Here is an 18,759-nt window from a genome sequence, read left to right as displayed (position 1 = left end):
TGGACAGCTGTCCGCTTTCGTCCGAACGTAGTGGACAGCTGTCCGGTTATCAAGGACGGGTTTCGGCCGTGACGCCCGAGGAGCACGAGGAGGGCGAATGGAGCAGAAGAGGGACGCACCTCTGCGGTCGGACGCGCAACGCAACCGCGAGCGCATCCTGGAAGTGGCCCTGGCCGAGCTGACCCGCTCCGCGGACGCCCCGCTGAGCGCGATCGCGAAGAAGGCGGGCGTCGGACAGGGCACCTTCTACCGGAACTTCCCCAACCGCGAGGCGCTCGTACTGGAGGTCTACCGCTACGAGACGCAGCAGGTCGCCGACGCCGCGGCCCAGCTGCTCGGGACCCGCTCCCCCGACCGGGCGCTGCGGGAGTGGATGGACCGGCTCGCACAGTTCGCGATGGCCAAGGCGGGCATGGCGGAGGCGATCCGCCACGCCATGAGCGCATCGCACGGCCCGGCGAAACCCGGCCACGCCCCCGTGACGGCCGCGGCCGAACTCCTGCTCCGCGCGTGCGAGGACGACGGCGCCATCCGTCCGGGCGTCACCTCGGACGACTTCCTTCTCGCCATAGCCGGCCTCTGGCAGATCGACCCCCGCGGGGACTGGCAGCGGCGCACCGCCCGGCTCCTGGACCTCGTCATGGACGGGCTGCGGACGGGGGCACCCGGAAATGCAAAAGACCCCTCCCCAGGTGAACAGGGGCCCCGGTGGTCGTCGGTGGGACGCTCACCGGATCCCTCGACCAGCCACAACGTGGTTGATTGACACCGAAGTTCCCACGAGCTGCGAGATCACCGGCCGATAGCATGCGCCTGCGTCCGCCGCTCGCACGGGCAGCGTGAGCTGGAGTACCTCGACCGCGTGCCCTTAGCCAGTCGCTCCCCAGGCATGCCGAGAAGTGCGCGGAGTGTCAGGTGGAGGGGTTCAGCAACTTACCGAATCCAGTCGATGGTCCTGGCCTCCCGTCCAGCGTCAGCACATACCCTGAGGCAGGGTCAGGCAACCGCTGCCGATGCAACGCTCCGGCAGCCGACTAGGGGTGGCAAGTGACAGCGGATGTCCGTGGGCCGGCATGGGCACTCGAGGGATTGGGCGTGCGGTCGGGGCGGTATCCCCTGGCGGTGGAGGGCCCGGTGATGCGGGCCGTGGACCGGTTGGTTCCCGGAGTGTCCACGGTGACCCGGTACGTCCGTTACCACTCGATGTACGCGGCGATCGCGGCGCATGCCGGACAGAACGCCCTGGATGTCACCGCGTGCCGCCGGTTGGTTCGCCGAGGCGAGGTGCTGCTGGCGGCGCTCCAGCACCAGGCGGAGACCGACGCGACATGGTCCGCTCATGGGGTCGATCGGGTACGGCGTTTCTGCGCGGAGGAGCTGGAACTCGCGCGAGCTGCCGACGAGGAGCAGCTGAACCAGTCGTACTCGCCCCGTCGCTGGGGCTTTTGGGATCAGTACGGCGGGCCCGCCATGGTGCTCGGCACCGTGAATGTCCGGGAAGGAGCACTCAGGCCCGGACGGCACGCGTGTTCTGCCGCCGTCAAGGAGCTCTTCGCCCCGCTGCTGTCCCTTGCGTCGCGGGACGTCGTGTCCTTCGCGGACCTGGAAACGGCGGGACAGGCGGCCCTCGGCGTCCCCTGTCCGGCCGAGCGGGCGTGGCTGACGGAGGTGTTGACCGCCACCGGTGCCGGAGGAGCCCACGTACCGGAAGATTGGGAGGCGTCCGACCGCACCCGGCGCGCGACCCTCCGTGTCCTCGCCCGGGCGATCGATCTCCACGGCCATGACGGCCACGGGTATCAGGAGACTCTGCGCTCCGCCGTGGCCTTCGGCGAGGAGATGACCACTGATCCGGTCCTGGCGGCGATTCCTGAGACGGCGGGTTGGCGGGGAACCCTGCTGCGTCACTATTCCGTCGGCGCCTGGCGTCGGCTGTGGGCAGCGCTGGTCTCCGGTATCGGGTCCAAGGACGGCGAGGCCGACCGGTCGGCCGAGGAACTGCGCGACTGGCTGGCACAACAGTCCCCGGACGGGGATGTGCGGAGGATGCTGAGCGATCTGCCCCCACTCAGGAACGCGACAGGCCAGTTGATGCCGGTCGAGCGGGAGCTCCTGGCACCGGGCGACGACGCCCCGATGACACATGTGCGGCTCCTGATCGTGGGTGCGCTGCGGTCCCGGAAAGGGCATCTGCCCGACGACGTACGTGCCGTCTTCCTGGGCCGGCAACGGCGCTCGGCCGAGTTCCTCGACCCGACTTGGGTCGACGGGCTCATCAACGACCACATGGAGCGGCCGGTGCGCGATCTGGCTGCCCGGCTGGTCGACGACATGCTCGCCCAGTCCCGCAGAGTCGCCCTCGCGAAGCTGCGCACCGACCCGGCGACGGGCGGGCTGAAGATCTTCTCCCGACTGCATCTTCGCAACGAGCGGTACTTCAAGACGGGTGACGAAGGAGACTCCGAAATCGGCACACGCCTCCCCCAACTGGGGTTCCTTGCCCAGCAGTTGGGGCTCTTCGCGGTCCAGGACGGCTGTCACACCGTCACAGCGAGCGGCCGACGGATCCTGGAGACGGACCGGTGAGCGCGGTACAGCACACCCGGTTCGCCTCCCCCGTCACGCTGTTGCGCGAATGGGCGGAACGCAACGATCGGCAAGCACTGCACGAAGCGCTCTTCGTGGGATTCACGGTCGATCTCCCCTTCATGGAGAAGGTCGCCATACCCGTCGCACGTGGCCTGGGCGCCCGCACCGCGGTGATCGGTGACGCAGCCCAAGGGCTTCACGATCCGGTCGACGTACGCATGGCCGGCCGCAGCTATCTGCACGGTCTCGCCACCTGTCGTGGCGCTTTCCACCCCAAGGTCGTGCTTCTGGTCGGCGAGGACGCTTGCCGACTGGCAGTGGGCTCGGGAAACCCGACACTGTCCGGTTGGGGGTCCAACGACGAACTGTGGACCGTGGTGGAAACCGAGGACGGCGACTCCCACGCGCTACTGGCGGACCTCGCCGACTGGCTGGACGAACTGCCCTCTGCCGTGAGCCTGGCACCCTGGTCGGCAAGTCACCTCGCGGAACTGGCCGCTCTCCTGACCGAACGCCATGTCAACGCTCCTGCCGGACCGGAAGCCGGTCCCCGACTGCTGCACAATCTCCGCCAGAGTCTGCTGGACCAACTGCCTCTCGGCCCCGTCGACGAACTGCACGCGTACGCCCCGTTCGTCGACGAGGCCGGCCACGCCTTGCGCGCGCTCGTCGACCGCTTGGTCCCACGCCGTGTCACCCTCGGCATCCAGCCTCGCTGGTCGAGTTACGACGCCGGAACGATCAAGGCGGCCCTCAGCGGCTCCTCCGCGCGGATCCGGCTTCTCGACGAGACGCGGATGCGCCACGGCAAGTTCATCGAATGGCAGATGGGCGGCCGGCGCTACGCGCTCACCGGAAGCGCCAACCTCACCCGCGCCGCGCTGGGTACGAGCACGAGGGACGGCGGCAACTGCGAGCTCGCCGTGTTCGCCGCGGACACTTCGCCGCTGCTCCCCGAAGAAGGGCGCATCGCTCCGCTCGCGAGCCTGGTGGGCCGCACCATCCGGCCTTTCACCTCCCACGGCCAAGCACTCGTCCTGCTCGGGGCGAAAACGGACAGTGAGGGCCTGCACGTCTCCCTGGCCCGCAGCCGGCCGGCACCCGTCGCGGTCAGCACGTCTCCCGACGGTTCGCCGGGCTCGTGGACGAAGATCGGCTCCATCCCCCCAGGGGCATCGGCCTTTCCCTTCCCGCAGCCCGAGGTTCCGGGCTCTGCGGTTCGCGCCTCCTGTGTCCAGCCGGACGGCAGCACCGTCGAATCGCCCGTTGTCTTCGTCTACAGCCCGGTGCACTGCGCACGCCGCCACGGAGCCGACAGCGGGCCCCGCCTGCGGTACGACTACACGGCGCAGGTGTTGTTCGCCGACGAGCGTGCCGCGCGCCGCTTCGAGACCGATCTGCTGCGCCTGCGCGAGCTCACCGCCGGAACGTCCGCGCCCCGGGTGAGCCCGGCGACCGGTGCTGCGGCAAGCTCGGTCGCCTTGAGCGGGGTCGACCGCTGGGATGCCTACGTCGCGGACTGCCGTCGGATGATCGGAGCACCGCTGACCGATCTGGCGTTCGGTACGTTGCAGATCGGCCTGCCACAGGCACCTTCGTCACGATGGGTCGTGTCGGTGGTCACCGGTAGCGGGGCCGCGGAGGGCGACGAGGCATATGAGGACGAGACAGGGGACGAGGAGCCTCTCACCGCGAGCGTGCCCGTTGCTCCGCACATTCCGCCTGACCAGCGGGTCCGCTGCCGCACCTGGATCCGACGCTGGGTGGGGACGCTCGCCGCCTCTGGCGGATCGCCCGCAGCACCGGTACCGGTACGGCTGGCTGTGGCGAACCTGTACGTCCAGCTCCTGGCAGCTGGAGTCTGGGACGAGCACGACCAGAGCTGGCGCGACGGCCTCAACGGTCTTCTTGAGGCACTCCGTTCCGAAGACGGACCGAGCGAGGCGGACCAGCAGGCTCCACCCGAGACCCGGCGTCGGCTGGACGCGGTGGCTGCCGTGGTGATGACGCTCCTCAGCCAGGACGCCACCTTCACCGGAGGCGGTGAGCACGATGTGCTGGCCGCCCGCGCGTGGCAAAGCAGCAAGGACATGATCGCGCGTGCCGAGACCGCTCAGGTGGAGGATCTGATGATCCCGCCGGAGCAGGCTCTCGCCCGCGTCGCTCCCTGGAGCGAGGTGGAACGGCTCATCGTCCTGGCGCAGAAGGACGACCCCAACGCGGAGGTGGTCGAGGAGCTCTCCGCGGCGGGCTGGGAGGCCTCGTACGAGGACGGGCTCTGGGAGATCACGGGCTCCTTCGGCAACCCGGTCCCCGTGGTGTCCCGAGCTGCCGACCGACTCGGGCGGCACCACCCGAACGGCGTTCTCGTCCGGGCCCGGAGCAGGAACCGCTGGGCCTTCGTCGCATGGGCGGCCCCCCACCTGGTCCTCCTGTATCCCCCCGCGCGCGTCTGGCGCACCTACGAGGTACGTCCCCCGGCCACACCGGAGTCACGGTTCAGCGGTGGCGACCTTTCTGCGGTGCCCGGCCGGGCGGGCGCCCCGGCCCCGCTGCCAACGGGCCCGCCCGAGGCATTGAGGAAGATTCTCACCGAAGTCGGCGTGCTCTACCCGGAGTTGATTCGGCGGTTGTTCGCAGAGAGCACGTGACGGCTGTGCTCCCCTCGGTTCAGCTCGCCCCGCCACGCCGCTGCTCGGGGCGGGCGGGCGCGATGATGGTAGGAGCACATCCGCGGGGTAGGGGGCTGTCCGCTCCCAGGACTTGGCAGCGCGCCAGTCCGTGCCGGGACCACAGTGCCGCCGTCCACGCACAGAGCAGCGCGTCGATGAGGTCTTCCCGATGCTTGTAGTCGGCTGCAAGCTGAGGTGAGGGCTCGTCGAGCAGCCGACGGGACACCACGTGGGAGGCGAGCAGGAGGGGCGGATCGGCTGTGGCCAGGCCTGCCATGCGCGCGATCAGCTTGTCGCACTCCTCCGCCCGGACCGCTCGCCACTGCGCCGTCGGCACTCGCGCGGGCCGGCGCTTGTAGGTGGGGCGTTCCTGGTCGTAGCCCAACTCGCAGGCTCCTACCAAGGTCGTGTACGGATAGCACTCGGAGACGACCAGCCCGCCCGTCGGCGGTCCGCCCCTGCCGTCGTCGTAGGCCCAGCCGAACTCCTGCAGCAACGCCCTCAACAGCACTCCGGCCCGACGGGGAGAGCTTTGGTTGGTGCTGTTCGCGCTCACCTTCCACCGGCCGTACCGCTGACCGACTTCCCGCTCGCAGGGCCGCTGGCCGGCCGGATTGTCGACGACCAGCGGCGCGTCGACAAAGGCCAGTGTGGATCCGCCGACGGCTGTCTTGGCAAGCCACGCCATCGTCTCTTCGAGGCCGAAGGTCCAGCCGCATTCGATCACCACGCCGCGACCGTCGATGGCGGCTACGCCGGTCTCGTTGGGCTTGGTACGGGCTCCGCCCTGCGCCCAGGCGAGGTCGATGCCGATGAACCGCTCAATCCCCATGCGTCGGTAGTACCAGAGAACCAGCCACTGACGTGCCAAGATCGACGCGAGGGTTACCGGTGAACTCCAAGGCCCGACCGGCAACTCGTGAAGGTAGGGACCATTCAGTGAACGTCCCGTTGGTGTCCGAGGGGGGACTTGAACCCCCACGCCCGATAAAGGGCACTAGCACCTCAAGCTAGCGCGTCTGCCATTCCGCCACCCGGACGAGGTGTCTGCCGCCGGGCGGGGGTGTTCCCCGCGGCGACATGGACAACAATACCAAGCTTTCGGAGTGGCTTTCACCTGCATATCCGTCGTCCGAGCGCCGCTCCCGGGCCGGCCGGGCCCGGGAATCTAAGGTCTCACCATGAGCGACTGGATGGTTACCCACAGCCCGTCCGCCGGGCGCAGACCGCGGGCGCTGTCGCCGCTCAGGGAGCATCTGCGGGACACGTTCTGGTTCGCGCCCACCGCGGCGATGGTGTGTGTCGTTCTCGTGTGGGCGGTGGCGGCGGAGATCGACACGAAGCTCGTCGAGGCGCTTCAGGACGAGCGTGAGTACGACACGGTCCGGGAGCTATTGAAGGTCGCGGAGGACGCGAAGATCGTCGTCACCACGGTGAGCTCGGCGATGATGACCTTCATCGGCGTGGTCTTCAGCATCTCCCTGGTCGCCGTGCAGATGGCGAGCGGGCAGTTCAGCCCGCGGGTGGTGCGGATCTTCGTACGGAGCCGGATCACCAAGGCGACCTTCGCCGTCTTCCTCTCGACCTTCCTGCTGACCCTGCTCGTCCTGACCTCGTACGACAGCGAACCCGATCCCCGCCTGGTCTCCTCCGTCCCCGTCGTCCAGTCGCTCGTCACGATCGTGATGGTGGGACTGAGTCTGCTGTTGTTCGTGATGTACGTGAACACGACACTGCGGCTGATGCGGATCGGTCAGGTGATCGCCCGGATCGTCGGGGAATCGTTCCGGGTGGCCGCGCTGATGCCGGTCGCGGCTCCCGCCGAGGCCGGTGCACTCGGGCCCGAGACCGCGCGGATCGCTCACGAGGGGCGGGCCGGGGTGCTGCGGGACGTGAACATCGCCCGGCTGGTGCGGGTGGCGCGGCAGCACGACGTCGTGTTCCGGCTGATTCCGCGGACCGGGGACTTCGTCGTGCCGGGCACACCCGTGCTGGCCGTGCACGGCGGCAAGGCACCGCCGCGCCGCGCACTGCGCTACGCCGTCTCCGTCGGAGTCGAACGAACCTTCCACCAGGACCTCGGGTTCGGGCTGCGCCAGCTGTCCGACATCGCGCTGAGAGCCCTGTCCCCGGCGGTCAACGATCCGACGACGGCCGTACAGGCCCTGGACCGGATCGTGCAGTTCCTGGCCGCTCTGTCCCGGCGGCCGCTGGACGCCTCGCTGCACCGGGACCGGCGGGGCACGGTCCGGCTCGTGCGGCCCGTGCCGGGCTGGACCGAGCTGGTCGACCTGGGGTTCACCGAGATCAGGGGCTGCGCGGTCGGGAACCCGCAGGTCACGCGACGTCTGCTGGCCGGACTCGACGACCTGGCGCTGCTGGCTCCCGAGGAGCGGCGGGCGCCGCTGCTGCGCCACCGAACACTGCTCGCACAGGCCGTCGAGCGCGGTGTCCCGGAAGCCGCGGACCGGGCCTTCGCCCTCCAGCCGGACCGTCAGGGCATCGGCTGACACCCCCGTCTCCTGTGCCGTCTTGCGCTCGGTGCAGGTCCTTGTGTCCTACGACGACCCGCCGCCGCGCGTGAGACGGCCGGCCCGCTTGTCGACGCCGGACTGCACCACATCGTGCTCAGCCCGCCTTGTCCCTGTCCCGAGGGCGCGGCAGGGTGGTCGGCCGACGAGGTGCCGACCGGATGGCGCCCGCGGGAAGCGGACACCACCCGGCCACCGGCCACCGGTCGTCGTTTGAGCCGGCCGCCGACGGGACGCTGCGGGCATGCCTCGTCACGTCGGCTTCGGGGTCGGCTTCGGTGTCGGCCGACCTGCTCTCACGGCGTGAGCTGATACTCCGGGAAGTTCCCGGGCAGCCGCTCCCCCACCGGACCCTGGGTCACGGCCCGCACCAGCAACTCGCCGCCGACGAACGCGCCCCGCCAGGACGCACCGAACCCGCCGAACAGTTCGTCGCGGTCACCACGGGAACGCGGCGTGCCGTGCCCGACCTTGAACGCCCGGATCTGCGGGGCGAGTCGGTCGAAGGTCGCCCGGTCGTCCGTGGACAGGGTGGCCACCAGCGCGCCGTTGGACGCGTTCATCGCGGCCAGCAGCTCCGCCTCCGTGTCGACCAGGACGATCGTGTCGACCGGGCCGAACGGTTCCGCGTGGTGCAGCGGGGAGGACGGTGGCGGGTTCAGGAGCGTCACCGGTTGGACGTATGCCGACGTGTCCTGGCCGGGCAGGAACCGTGCGTCGGCCGGCTTGCCGCGGTGCAGCGGGACGGCCCCGCGGTCCATCGCCTCGGCGACCTGGTCCCGCAGTTCCTTGGCCTTGGCCGCGTTGATGACGGGTCCGAAGTCCAGTTGCGGGTAGGGGTCGTCGGGGTGCTCGACCGCGAGCGGGTGGCCGACCCGCAGCGTGCGGACCGCCGGGAGGTACGCCGCCAGGAACGCGTCGAACAGCTCGCGCTGGACGACGAAGCGCGGGTACGCCGTGCAGCGCTGCTTGCCGTAGTCGAAGAGTTTCGGCACGACTGCCGTGAGCGCGTCCCAGTCCGTGCAGTTCCAGATGCCCCAGGTGTTGAGTCCTTCCTGTTCGAGGATGTGTCGTTTGCCGAGGTCGGCGACGGCCGTGGCCACCGCGGCGCCGGTGTCGCGGCCGCCGACGAAGGAGACGCAGCCGATCTCGGGCGCCCGCACCAGCGCCTCGGACAGCTCGCCTCCGCTGCCGCTGACGAGGGTGACGGGAATTCCCTCGCGGGCGGCCAGCGCGCAGGCCAGCGTCAGACAGGCGACACCGCCGTCGGTCGGGGTCTTGGCGATGACCGCGTTGCCTGCCAGGGCCTGCACCAGCAAGGCGTGAACGAGCACGCTCATCGGGTAGTTCCAGCTCGCGACGTTCGACACGGGGCCGTCCAACGGGGCCCGGCCGGCGAGCATCGGCTCGATGCCGTCGACGTACCAGCGCACGCCGTCGATGGCCCGGTCGACGTCCGCCTGCGCGAGCCGCCAGGGCTTGCCGATCTCCCAGACGAGGAGCAGGGCGAGCAGTTCGCGGTGCTCGGTGAGGGCGTCGAGGGTGGCGGCGACGCGGGCGCGCCGCTCGTCGAGAGGAATGTGCCGCCAGGCGCGGTGCTGGTCGAGCGAGGCGCGTACGGCCTGGTGGGCGGTGGCCCGGTCCAGGCGGGGCGGGCCGGCGATCGGACTGCCGTCGACGGGGCTGGTGGCGGGCAGTGCCCGGCCGTCCGCCCGCCAGGCGCGGTCCCAGAGGTTGAGGACACGGTCGTCGCGGAACGCCTCGGGGGCGACGGCGAGGCAGTGTTGCCAGGCGTCGGTCCAGGACGTGCCTGATTTGAGGGTGAAGGTGGTTGCCATCGGGGTTCTCCGCTCTCGGTGCACAGTCGGGGGCGGGTTGGTGCATGGCTGCGAAGGACGCTATCGAGGCTTCGCGGTGCCGGAAAGTGACGTCACGTCACCTATGAGTGATGTCACGCCTCCAGTTGGGCCAGCACCAGGCGGGCCGTCTCGGTGGGCGTGCTGCCGACCTTCACACCGACCGCCTCGAGCGCCGCCTTCTTGGCCTGGGCGGTGCCGGTCGAACCGGACACGATCGCGCCCGCGTGCCCCATCGTTTTGCCCTCGGGTGCGGTGAAGCCCGCGATGTAGCCGACGACGGGCTTGGTGACGTGCTCGCGGATGTAGGCGGCCGCGCGTTCCTCCGCGTCGCCGCCGATCTCCCCGATGAGGACGATGGTCTCGGTGTCGGGGTCGTCCTGGAAGGCGGCGAGGCAGTCGATGTGGGTGGTGCCGACCACGGGGTCGCCGCCGATGCCGACGCAGGTCGAGAAGCCGATGTCGCGGAGTTCGTACATGAGTTGGTAGGTGAGCGTGCCCGACTTGGACACCAGGCCGATCCGGCCCGGCTTGGTGATGTCGGCGGGGATGATGCCCGCGTTGGACTGGCCGGGCGTGATCAGGCCCGGGCAGTTCGGGCCGATGACACGGGTTCCCTTGGTCTTCGCGTACGCGGTGAAGGCGACGGAGTCGTGGACCGGGATTCCCTCGGTGATGACGACGGCGAGAGCGACGCCGGCGTCGGCGGCCTCGGTGACGGCCGCCTTGGCGAACGCGGGGGGCACGAAGACGACGGTGACGTCGGCTCCGGTCGCCTGTATACCGTCGACGACCGACCCGAAGACGGGCACCGTACGGTCGTCGAAGTCCACGGTGCGGCCCGCTTTGCGTGGGTTGACGCCGCCGACGACGTTCGTGCCGGCCGCGAGCATGCGCCGGGTGTGCTTCATGCCCTCGCCTCCGGTCATGCCCTGGACGAGGACCTTGCTTTCCTTGGTGAGATAGATCGCCATGTCCCGTCTCCTCAGGCTGTGGTGGCGAGTTGGGCGGCGCGGCGGGCGGCGCCGTCCATGGTGGTGGCCTGCTGGACCAGCGGGTGCGCGTGCTCGTCGAGGACGGCGCGGCCGCGCGCCGCGTTGTTGCCGTCGAGGCGGACGACGAGCGGTTTGCTCAACCGGACGGTCTCCAGGGCCCGCACGATGCCGTCGGCGACCGCGTCGCAGGCGGTGATGCCGCCGAAGACGTTGACGAAGACGGACTTCACGGCCGGGTCGGAGAGGACGACCGACAGCCCGTCGGCCATGATCTGCGCCGATGCCCCGCCGCCGATGTCGAGGAAGTTGGCCGGGCGGGCGCCGCAGCCGGCGACCACGTCGAGGGTCGACATGACCAGGCCGGCGCCGTTGCCGATGATGCCGACCTCGCCGTCGAGCTTGACGTAGTTGAGGCCCTTGGCGGCGGCCGCCGCCTCCAGCGGGTCCTCGTGCGCCGCGCCGTCGGCTCCCCAACGGGCTTGTCGGAAGCGGGCGTTGTCGTCGAGGGTGACCTTGCCGTCGAGGGCGAGGATCTGCCCCTGCCCGGTGCGGACGAGCGGGTTGACCTCGACGAGGACGGCGTCCTCCCGGACCAGTACCTCCCACAGCCGTACGAGGACGTCGACGGTCTGCGGCGGCAGTCCCGCCGCCTCGGCGATCACGGCCGCCTTCGCCGAGGTGACTCCCTCGGCCGGGTCGATGTGTATACGGGCGACGGCCTCCGGTCGACTGGCGGCGATCTCCTCGATCTCCATGCCGCCCTCCGCCGAGGCGATCGCGAGGAAGCGGCCGGCGGCACGGTCGAGGACGTAGGAGACGTAGAACTCGGTCTCGATGTCCACGGGTTGGGCCAGCATCACCTTGCCGACCGTGTGGCCCTTGATGTCCATGCCGAGAATCTGACGTGCCGTCAGCTCTGCGGCGGCCGGATCGGCGGCGATTCCGACCCCGCCCGCCTTGCCCCGGCCACCCGTCTTCACCTGGGCTTTCACCACGACGCGACCGCCCAGCCTGCGGGCGATCTCGCGTGCCTCCTTGGGCGAGTCGGTGACCTCCGCCCTCGGCACCAAGATGCCGTGTTCCTCGAAGAGTTCCCTTGCCTGGTGCTCGTACAGGTCCATCTCGGCTCCTGCCTGAAAAGTGCCGCACGCCCCCTGGACACCACCCACCGGATGCGGGATAACAAGCTTCATACAGTATTCGTCGACTGTATGCAATGTACCGCGAGAGCGTTCCAACCCCCTACGAAGGGACAGGACTTCGCCATGCCCGACGACACCCAGGACGTCATTTCCGGTGGTCATCTCGTTGCCAAGGCGCTGAAGGCCGAGGGGGTCGACCGCATCTACACCCTGTGCGGCGGCCACATCATCGACATCTACGACGGCTGCGTCGACGAGGGCATAGAAGTCGTCGACGTCCGGCACGAACAGGTAGCCGCCCACGCCGCCGACGGTTACGCACGCATCACCGGCAAGCCCGGCTGCGCGGTCGTCACCGCGGGTCCCGGTACGACCGACGCCGTCACGGGCGTCGCCAACGCCTTCCGCGCGGAGTCCCCGATGCTGCTGATCGGCGGCCAGGGGGCCCTCACCCAGCACAAGATGGGGTCCCTTCAGGACCTGCCGCACGTCGACATGATGACGCCGATCACCAAGTTCGCGGCGGCCGTGCCGGACACGGCACGCGCGGCGGACATGGTGTCGATGGCGTTCCGCGAGTGCTACCACGGCGCGCCCGGCCCCTCCTTCCTGGAGATCCCGCGCGACGTCCTCGACGCCAAGGTGCCGGTGGCCAAGGCGCGCGTTCCCGAGCCAGGCGCCTACCGCGCCTCCACCCGCTCGGCCGGGGACCCCGAGGCGGTCGAGAAGCTCGCCGACCTGCTCGTGCACGCGGAGAAGCCGGCCATCCTGCTCGGCAGCCAGGTGTGGACGACACGGGGCACCGAGGCCGCCATCGACCTCGTACGGACGCTGAACATCCCGGCGTACATGAACGGCGCCGGCCGCGGCACCCTCCCGCCGGGCGACCCGCACCACTTCCAGCTGTCGCGCCGGTACGCCTTCTCCAACGCCGACGTCATCGTCATCGTCGGCACGCCCTTCGACTTCCGCATGGGCTACGGCAAGCGGCTCTCGCCGGACGCGACCGTCGTGCAGATCGACCTCGACTACCGGACCGTCGGCAAGAACCGCGACATCGACCTCGGGATCGTGGGCGACGCGGGTCTGGTGCTGAAGTCGGTGGCCGAAGCCGCCTCCGGGCGCATCAACGGGGGTGGGTCGAAGCGCAAGGAGTGGCTCGACGAGCTGCGGGCGGCCGAGCAGACCGCCATCGAGAAGCGGCTGCCGAGCCTGAAGTCGGAGGCCTCACCGATCCATCCGTACCGGCTGGTCAGCGAGATCAACGACTTCCTCACCGAGGACTCGATCTACATCGGCGACGGCGGCGACATCGTCACCTTCTCCGGGCAGGTCGTGCAGCCCAAGTCACCCGGCCACTGGATGGACCCGGGGCCGCTCGGCACCCTCGGCGTCGGCGTCCCCTTCGTGCTCGCGGCCAAGCAGGCGCGGCCCGACAAGGAGGTCGTCGCCCTCTTCGGCGACGGGGCGTTCTCCCTCACCGGCTGGGACTTCGAGACCCTCGTCCGCTACGACCTCCCCTTCGTCGGCATCGTCGGCAACAACTCGTCGATGAACCAGATCCGTTACGGCCAGGCCGCCAAGTACGGCCTGGAGCGCGAGCGGGTCGGCAACACCCTCGGCGACGTCCACTACGACAAGTTCGCCCAGATGCTGGGCGGTTACGGCGAGGAGGTCCGCGACCCCGCCGACATCGGCCCGGCCCTCCGGCGCGCACGCGAGTCGGGCAAGCCGTCGCTGATCAACGTCTGGGTCGACCCGGACGCGTACGCCCCCGGAACCATGAACCAGACCATGTACAAGTGAGGTGGCCTCCATGACCGGTACGACGGGAACACCGTCCAAGGCTCTCGAAGGCATCCGCGTCCTGGACATGACCCACGTCCAGTCCGGGCCCTCCGCGACCCAGCTGCTCGCCTGGCTCGGCGCGGACGTCGTCAAGCTGGAGGCGCCGACCGGTGACATCACGCGCAAGCAGTTGCGCGATCTCCCGGACGTCGACTCCCTCTATTTCACGATGCTCAACTGCAACAAGCGGAGCATCACCCTCAACACCAAGACCGAACGCGGCAAGGAGATCCTCACCGAGCTGATCCGGCGCTCCGACGTCATGGTCGAGAACTTCGGGCCGGGCGCGATCGACCGCATGGGCTTCACCTGGGACCGCATCCAGGAGATCAATCCGCGGATCGTCTATGCCTCCATCAAGGGGTTCGGGGACGGCCCGTACACCAACTTCAAGGCCTACGAGGTCGTCGCTCAGGCCATGGGCGGGTCGATGTCGACCACCGGTTTCGAGGACGGGCCGCCGCTGGCGACGGGGGCCCAGATCGGGGACTCGGGCACGGGCGTCCACGCCGTGGCGGGGATTCTCGCGGCGCTGTACCAGCGGGAGAACACCGGGCGCGGTCAGCGGGTCAATGTGGCCATGCAGCACGCTGTGCTCAACCTCTGCCGGGTGAAGCTGCGCGACCAGCAGCGCCTGGCACACGGCCCGCTCGCTGAATATCCCAACGACGACTTCGGCGACGAGGTTCCCCGGTCCGGGAACGCCTCCGGCGGCGGCCAGCCCGGCTGGGCGGTCAAGTGCGCGCCGGGCGGCCCGAACGACTACGTGTACGTCATCGTGCAGCCCGTCGGCTGGCAGCCGATCAGCGAGCTCATCGGGCGGCCCGAGCTGGCCGGCGACCCCGAGTGGGCGACGCCGGAGGCCCGCCTGCCCAAGCTGGGCAAGATGTTCCAGCTGATCGAGGAGTGGTCCTCGACGCTTCCCAAGTGGGAGGTGCTGGAGAAGCTCAACGCGCACAACATCCCGTGCGGGCCGATCCTGTCCACCAAGGAGATCATCGAGGACCGGTCGCTGGTCGCCAACGAGATGGTCGTCACCGTGCCGCACCCCGAGCGGGGCGAGTTCGTGACCGTGGGCAGCCCCCTGAAGCTCTCCGACTCGCCCGTCGAGGTGAGCAGTTCACCGCTGCTGGGCGAGCACAACGAAGAGGTCTACGTCGGCGAGCTCGGTCTCGGCGACGAGGAGCTGCGCCTGCTCAAGTCGAACGGAGTGATCTGACGTGATGGCCGAAGACCGCCACCTGAGGGTGCGTACGCTTCTCGACTCCGTGCGGGCCGAGGGCCGGACGGCGCTGACCGCACCCGAGGGCAAGGTGATCGCCGACGCGTACGGGATCGCCGTACCGGGTGAGGAGCTGGCGAGGGACGTCGAGGAGGCGGTGGCGTACGCCGCGCGTTTCGGCGGGCCCGTGGTGATGAAGATCGTCTCGCCCGACATCCTGCACAAGACCGACGCCGGCGGTGTGATCGTGGGCGTGGAGGGGTCGGCCGACGTACGGGCCGCGTTCCACACGATCGTCGACAACGCGCGCGCGTACGACGCGGACGCCCGCATCGAAGGCGTACAGGTTCAGGAGCTGCTGCCCGAGGGGCAGGAGGTCATCGTGGGCGCGGTGACCGACCCGACCTTCGGGAAGGTCGTCGCCTTCGGGCTCGGCGGGGTGCTCGTAGAGGTCCTCAAGGACGTCACGTTCCGGCTCGCCCCACTGGACGCGGACGAGGCGCTGTCCATGCTGGACTCGATCCGTGCGGCGGAGATCCTGCGCGGGGTGCGCGGCCTGCCCGCCGTGGACCGGTGGGCGATCGCCGAGCAGATCCGCCGGCTGTCCCAACTGGTGTCGGACTTCCCGGAGATCGCCGAGGTGGACCTCAACCCGGTGATCGCCACACCGGAGAGCGCGATCGCGGCCGACATCAGGGTCATCCTCGCCGAGTCCCTGCCGAAACCCCGACCGACGTACACCCGTGAGGAGATCCTCACCTCGATGCGCCGGCTGATGCAGCCTTCGTCCGTCGCGGTGATCGGTGCCTCCAACGAGCAGGGCAAGATCGGCAACTCGGTGATGCGCAACCTCATCGACGGCGGCTTCGCCGGGGAGATCCATCCGGTGAACCCCAGGGGCGATGACATTCTCGGCCGCAAGGCGTACAAGAGTGTCACCGACGTTCCCGGTGAGGTGGATGTGGCGGTCTTCGCGATCCCCGCCAAGTTCGTGGCCTCGGCGCTGGAGGAGGTGGGACGCAAGAAGATCCCGAACGCCGTGCTGATCCCCTCCGGGTTCGCGGAGACCGGCGAGCACGACCTGCAGGACGAGATCGTGGCGATCGGCCAACGGCACGGTGTCCGGCTGCTCGGGCCGAACATCTACGGCTACTACTCGACGTGGCAGGACCTGTGCGCCACGTTCTGCACACCGTACGACGTCAAGGGCGGGGTGGCGCTGACCTCGCAGTCCGGTGGCATCGGGATGGCCGTCCTGGGCTTCGCCCGGAGCACCAGGACGGGCGTGTCGGCGATCGTCGGCCTCGGCAACAAGTCGGACCTGGACGAGGACGACCTGCTGACCTGGTTCGGCGAGGACCCGCACACCGAGTGCATCGCGATGCACCTGGAGGACCTCAAGGACGGGCGCGCCTTCGTCGAGGCCGCGCGGGCGACCGTACCGAAGAAGCCGGTCGTCGTCCTGAAGGCGGGACGTACCGCGGCCGGCGCCAAGGCCGCCGGATCGCACACCGGAGCCCTGGCGGGCGACGACGCCGTGTACGACGACATCCTGCGGCAGGCCGGTGTCATCCGGGCGCCCGGGCTGAACGAAATGCTGGAGTACGCGCGCGCGTTGCCGGTCCTTCCCACCCCGCAGGGCGACAACGTCGTGATCATCACCGGGGCGGGCGGCAGCGGTGTGCTGCTGTCCGACGCGGTCACCGACAACGGCCTGACCCTGATGGAGATCCCGCCGGACCTGGACGCGTCCTTCCGGAAGTTCATCCCGCCCTTCGGGGCCGCGGGCAACCCGGTGGACATCACCGGGGGCGAGCCGCCGTCGACGTACGAGGCGACGATCCGGCTGGGTCTGGAGGACCCGCGCATCCACTCACTGGTCCTCGGCTACTGGCACACCATCGTCACTCCCCCGATGGTCTTCGCGGAGCTCACCGCGCGCGTGGTGGCCGAGTTCCGGAAGCGCGGCATCGAGAAGCCGGTGGTGGCGTCGCTCGCCGGCGACGTGGAGGTCGAGGAGGCCTGCCAGTACCTCTACGAGCGCGGAGTCGTGGCGTACCCGTACACGACCGAGAAGCCGGTGGCCGTACTCGGCGCCAAGTACCGCTGGGCGCGGGCGGCGGGACTGTTGGGGGGCGGTTCATGAGGTGACCCGGTGCGGGGGCCGGCCGGCGGGGGGGGGGGGGCGGGCCCGGGGGCCGGGCGGCCCGGCCCCGGGGCCCGTGCGCACACGAAAGGCATTGGACAGGGGGCGCTGGCCAGAGCTTTCGACGCAAGGGGTGCGACACACATGACAACCACCGACTTCTCGACCTCCGTCCCCTACAGGGAGGTGACGGACCGCAACGGCCGCCTGTACCGGATCGGCGAGACCGACCGGGACATCATGGGCCGGCCACGATGGACCATGGTGCTCTTCCCGTGGATCGGCATGATGGGGATCAGCTCCTCGGAGTACGCGTTCACCTCCGCCGAGGACACCCTGCACGAGGCGCACCTGTGGGACAACGGGCACATCTTCTGGCTGATGGGCGTCTGGGTGTTCTTCCAGGCCGCTGTCGCCTTCCCCGCCGGGCAGCTGCGGGAGAGCGGCAGGCTCCCCGCGCGGTACGCGATGATGCTCGGCGCGTTCGGCACGGTCTGCGGCTATCTCTCGCTGGCGTTCGCGCCGCACGTGATCGTCGCATACATCGGATTCGGCATGTTCAGCGGCATCGGCGCCGGTCTCGTCTACGCGACCTGCGTGAACATGGTCGGCAAGTGGTATCCGGAGCGCAAGGGCGGCAAGACCGGCATGGTCAACGGCGGTTTCGCCTACGGCTCGGTGCCCTTCGTCTTCCTGTTCACCTCGTACATGGACCTGAGCAACTACGAGGTCGTCCTGGTGATGGTGGGCATCGTCTGCTGCACGGTCGTCGCGTTCGCCGGGTGGTTCTTCAAGGATCCGCCGAAGAACTGGTGGCCCGCGCACGTCGACCCGCTGCGGCAGACCGACGACCCGAAGATCCGGCGGGCACTGGAGAAGAACCCGCCGGCGGTCAAGCAGTACACCCCCAAGGAGGCCGCCCGTACGCCCGTGCTGTGGATGATGTGGTTCTGTCTCCTGTGCACGGCCGGCATCAACATCTTCGGTATCGCCTTCCAGGTGCCGTTCGGCAAGGACATGGGCTTCGCGGGCGGGATCGTGGCCACGGCGATGTCGCTGAAGGCCATCGTCAACGGAACGGGGCGCGGGGTCATCGGCTGGATCTCCGACAAGTTCGGGCGCCGCCACACACTGATCATCGTGTGTCTGGTGCTGGGGACCGCGCAGTTCGGTGTGCTGATCTCCGGCCAGATGGGCAGCATGCCGTTCTTCCTGTTCTGCTCCATGGTCTCCGGCTTCGGCGGCGGCGCGATCTTCCCCCTGTTCGCGGCGATGACCGCGGACTACTTCGGGGAGAACAACAACGCCTCCAACTACGGCATGGTCTACAGCTCGAAGCTGATCTCGGGGCTCGTGGGATCCGGGATGGGCGCGGTCGTGGTCAACGTGTGGGACTACGAGGGCGCGTTCGTCATAGCGGGCTGCATCGGTCTGGCCTCCGCGGTACTGGCGCTCTTCCTGAAGGCACCGGGCAGGCCCGAGGCCAAGCGCATCGCTCCCAACCCGCACCCGCTCGGCGAGGAGATGGCGTGACATGAGGGCTGACCCCGTCGCCCGGAACAGCTCTTCGTGGTGTATCTGTCGTGGATCGCCATGATGACCCTCGGTGTCTTCACGCGGTCCGCGCGGCCGCAGCCGTAAGCGGCAGGCTGACGCCGGTACGGCGTTCGTGAGGCGGGCCGACCCCCAAGCCGGGGGGGGGGCCCCACCAGGGGATAAGGTTGGTAGAACTGGGAGCGCGGGTGGTAGGGGGGGTGT

The 18,759-nt window shown here is 69.5% G+C and carries 12 protein-coding genes and 1 tRNA gene; 8 read left to right on the top strand and 5 right to left on the bottom strand.

Annotated features, from left to right (window positions below; all coding sequences use genetic code 11):
* Positions 1–97 precede the first annotated feature (97 nt).
* The 3 genes from ACFWWR_RS00345 to ACFWWR_RS00335 all read left to right on the top strand — a co-directional run bounded on the left by ACFWWR_RS00345 (position 98) and on the right by ACFWWR_RS00335 (position 5,240).
* Positions 98–766, top strand: coding sequence for a TetR/AcrR family transcriptional regulator (locus tag ACFWWR_RS00345; RefSeq protein WP_384301138.1), 669 nt, complete (start codon positions 98–100; stop codon positions 764–766).
* A 329-nt stretch (positions 767–1,095) separates the two neighbouring features.
* Positions 1,096–2,586, top strand: coding sequence for a hypothetical protein (locus ACFWWR_RS00340; protein WP_384301136.1), 1,491 nt, complete (start codon positions 1,096–1,098; stop codon positions 2,584–2,586).
* Positions 2,583–5,240: a hypothetical protein gene (locus tag ACFWWR_RS00335; RefSeq protein ID WP_384301134.1), complete on the top strand. Its 2,658-nt coding sequence runs from the start codon at positions 2,583–2,585 to the stop codon at positions 5,238–5,240. The genes ACFWWR_RS00340 and ACFWWR_RS00335 overlap by 4 nt, the downstream gene beginning before the upstream one ends.
* Before the next feature lie 19 nt (positions 5,241–5,259).
* Here ACFWWR_RS00335 and ACFWWR_RS00330 read toward each other — a convergent pair whose 3' ends face one another.
* Together ACFWWR_RS00330 and ACFWWR_RS00325 are read right to left on the bottom strand one after the other, a co-directional pair.
* Positions 5,260–6,093 (bottom strand): DUF429 domain-containing protein, encoded by an 834-nt coding sequence (locus ACFWWR_RS00330; RefSeq protein ID WP_383874546.1) that lies wholly within the window; start codon positions 6,091–6,093, stop codon positions 5,260–5,262.
* 120 nt (positions 6,094–6,213) lie between these two features.
* Positions 6,214–6,301 (bottom strand) — tRNA-Leu (locus ACFWWR_RS00325).
* Positions 6,302–6,442: 141 nt separating this feature from the next.
* Here ACFWWR_RS00325 and ACFWWR_RS00320 point away from each other — a divergent pair.
* The gene (locus ACFWWR_RS00320; protein WP_384301132.1) at positions 6,443–7,771 is read left to right on the top strand and encodes a DUF2254 domain-containing protein; all 1,329 of its coding nucleotides are present in this window, start codon (positions 6,443–6,445) and stop codon (positions 7,769–7,771) included.
* Positions 7,772–8,088: 317 nt separating this feature from the next.
* On the opposite strand, the gene ACFWWR_RS00315 is transcribed toward ACFWWR_RS00320, so the two are convergent.
* From ACFWWR_RS00315 to sucC, 3 genes are all read right to left on the bottom strand, one after another.
* On the bottom strand, positions 8,089–9,630 hold the full coding sequence (locus ACFWWR_RS00315; protein ID WP_384301130.1) for an aldehyde dehydrogenase family protein: 1,542 nt from the start codon (positions 9,628–9,630) through the stop codon (positions 8,089–8,091).
* Between the two features lie 113 nt (positions 9,631–9,743).
* Positions 9,744–10,622: a succinate--CoA ligase subunit alpha gene (gene sucD, locus ACFWWR_RS00310; RefSeq protein WP_383874540.1), complete on the bottom strand. Its 879-nt coding sequence runs from the start codon at positions 10,620–10,622 to the stop codon at positions 9,744–9,746.
* Positions 10,623–10,633: 11 nt separating this feature from the next.
* Positions 10,634–11,764 carry an ADP-forming succinate--CoA ligase subunit beta gene (sucC, locus tag ACFWWR_RS00305; protein WP_384301128.1) on the bottom strand — a complete coding sequence of 377 codons (1,131 nt, stop codon included), beginning with the start codon at positions 11,762–11,764 and terminating at the stop codon, positions 10,634–10,636.
* Positions 11,765–11,908: 144 nt separating this feature from the next.
* Here sucC and ACFWWR_RS00300 point away from each other — a divergent pair, with 144 nt between their 5' ends.
* The 4 genes from ACFWWR_RS00300 to ACFWWR_RS00285 all read left to right on the top strand — a co-directional run bounded on the left by ACFWWR_RS00300 (position 11,909) and on the right by ACFWWR_RS00285 (position 18,534).
* Positions 11,909–13,591 (top strand): thiamine pyrophosphate-binding protein, encoded by a 1,683-nt coding sequence (locus tag ACFWWR_RS00300; RefSeq protein WP_383874536.1) that lies wholly within the window; start codon positions 11,909–11,911, stop codon positions 13,589–13,591.
* A 10-nt stretch (positions 13,592–13,601) separates the two neighbouring features.
* Positions 13,602–14,852 carry a formyl-CoA transferase gene (gene frc / locus ACFWWR_RS00295; RefSeq protein WP_383874534.1) on the top strand — a complete coding sequence of 417 codons (1,251 nt, stop codon included), beginning with the start codon at positions 13,602–13,604 and terminating at the stop codon, positions 14,850–14,852.
* Between the two features lie 4 nt (positions 14,853–14,856).
* Positions 14,857–17,001, top strand: coding sequence for an acetate--CoA ligase family protein (locus tag ACFWWR_RS00290; protein ID WP_384301126.1), 2,145 nt, complete (start codon positions 14,857–14,859; stop codon positions 16,999–17,001).
* 144 nt (positions 17,002–17,145) lie between these two features.
* Positions 17,146–18,534, top strand: a complete 1,389-nt coding sequence (locus tag ACFWWR_RS00285; RefSeq protein WP_383878532.1) for an OFA family MFS transporter — start codon at positions 17,146–17,148, stop codon at positions 18,532–18,534.
* Positions 18,535–18,759: the final 225 nt, after the last annotated feature.

It is taken from the genome of Streptomyces sp. NPDC058678 (assembly GCF_042714835.1).
Lineage (GTDB): Bacteria > Actinomycetota > Actinomycetes > Streptomycetales > Streptomycetaceae > Streptomyces.
The sequence above is the reverse complement of the archived record's forward strand: the minus strand, read 5'-3'. Positions and strand labels throughout refer to the sequence as shown.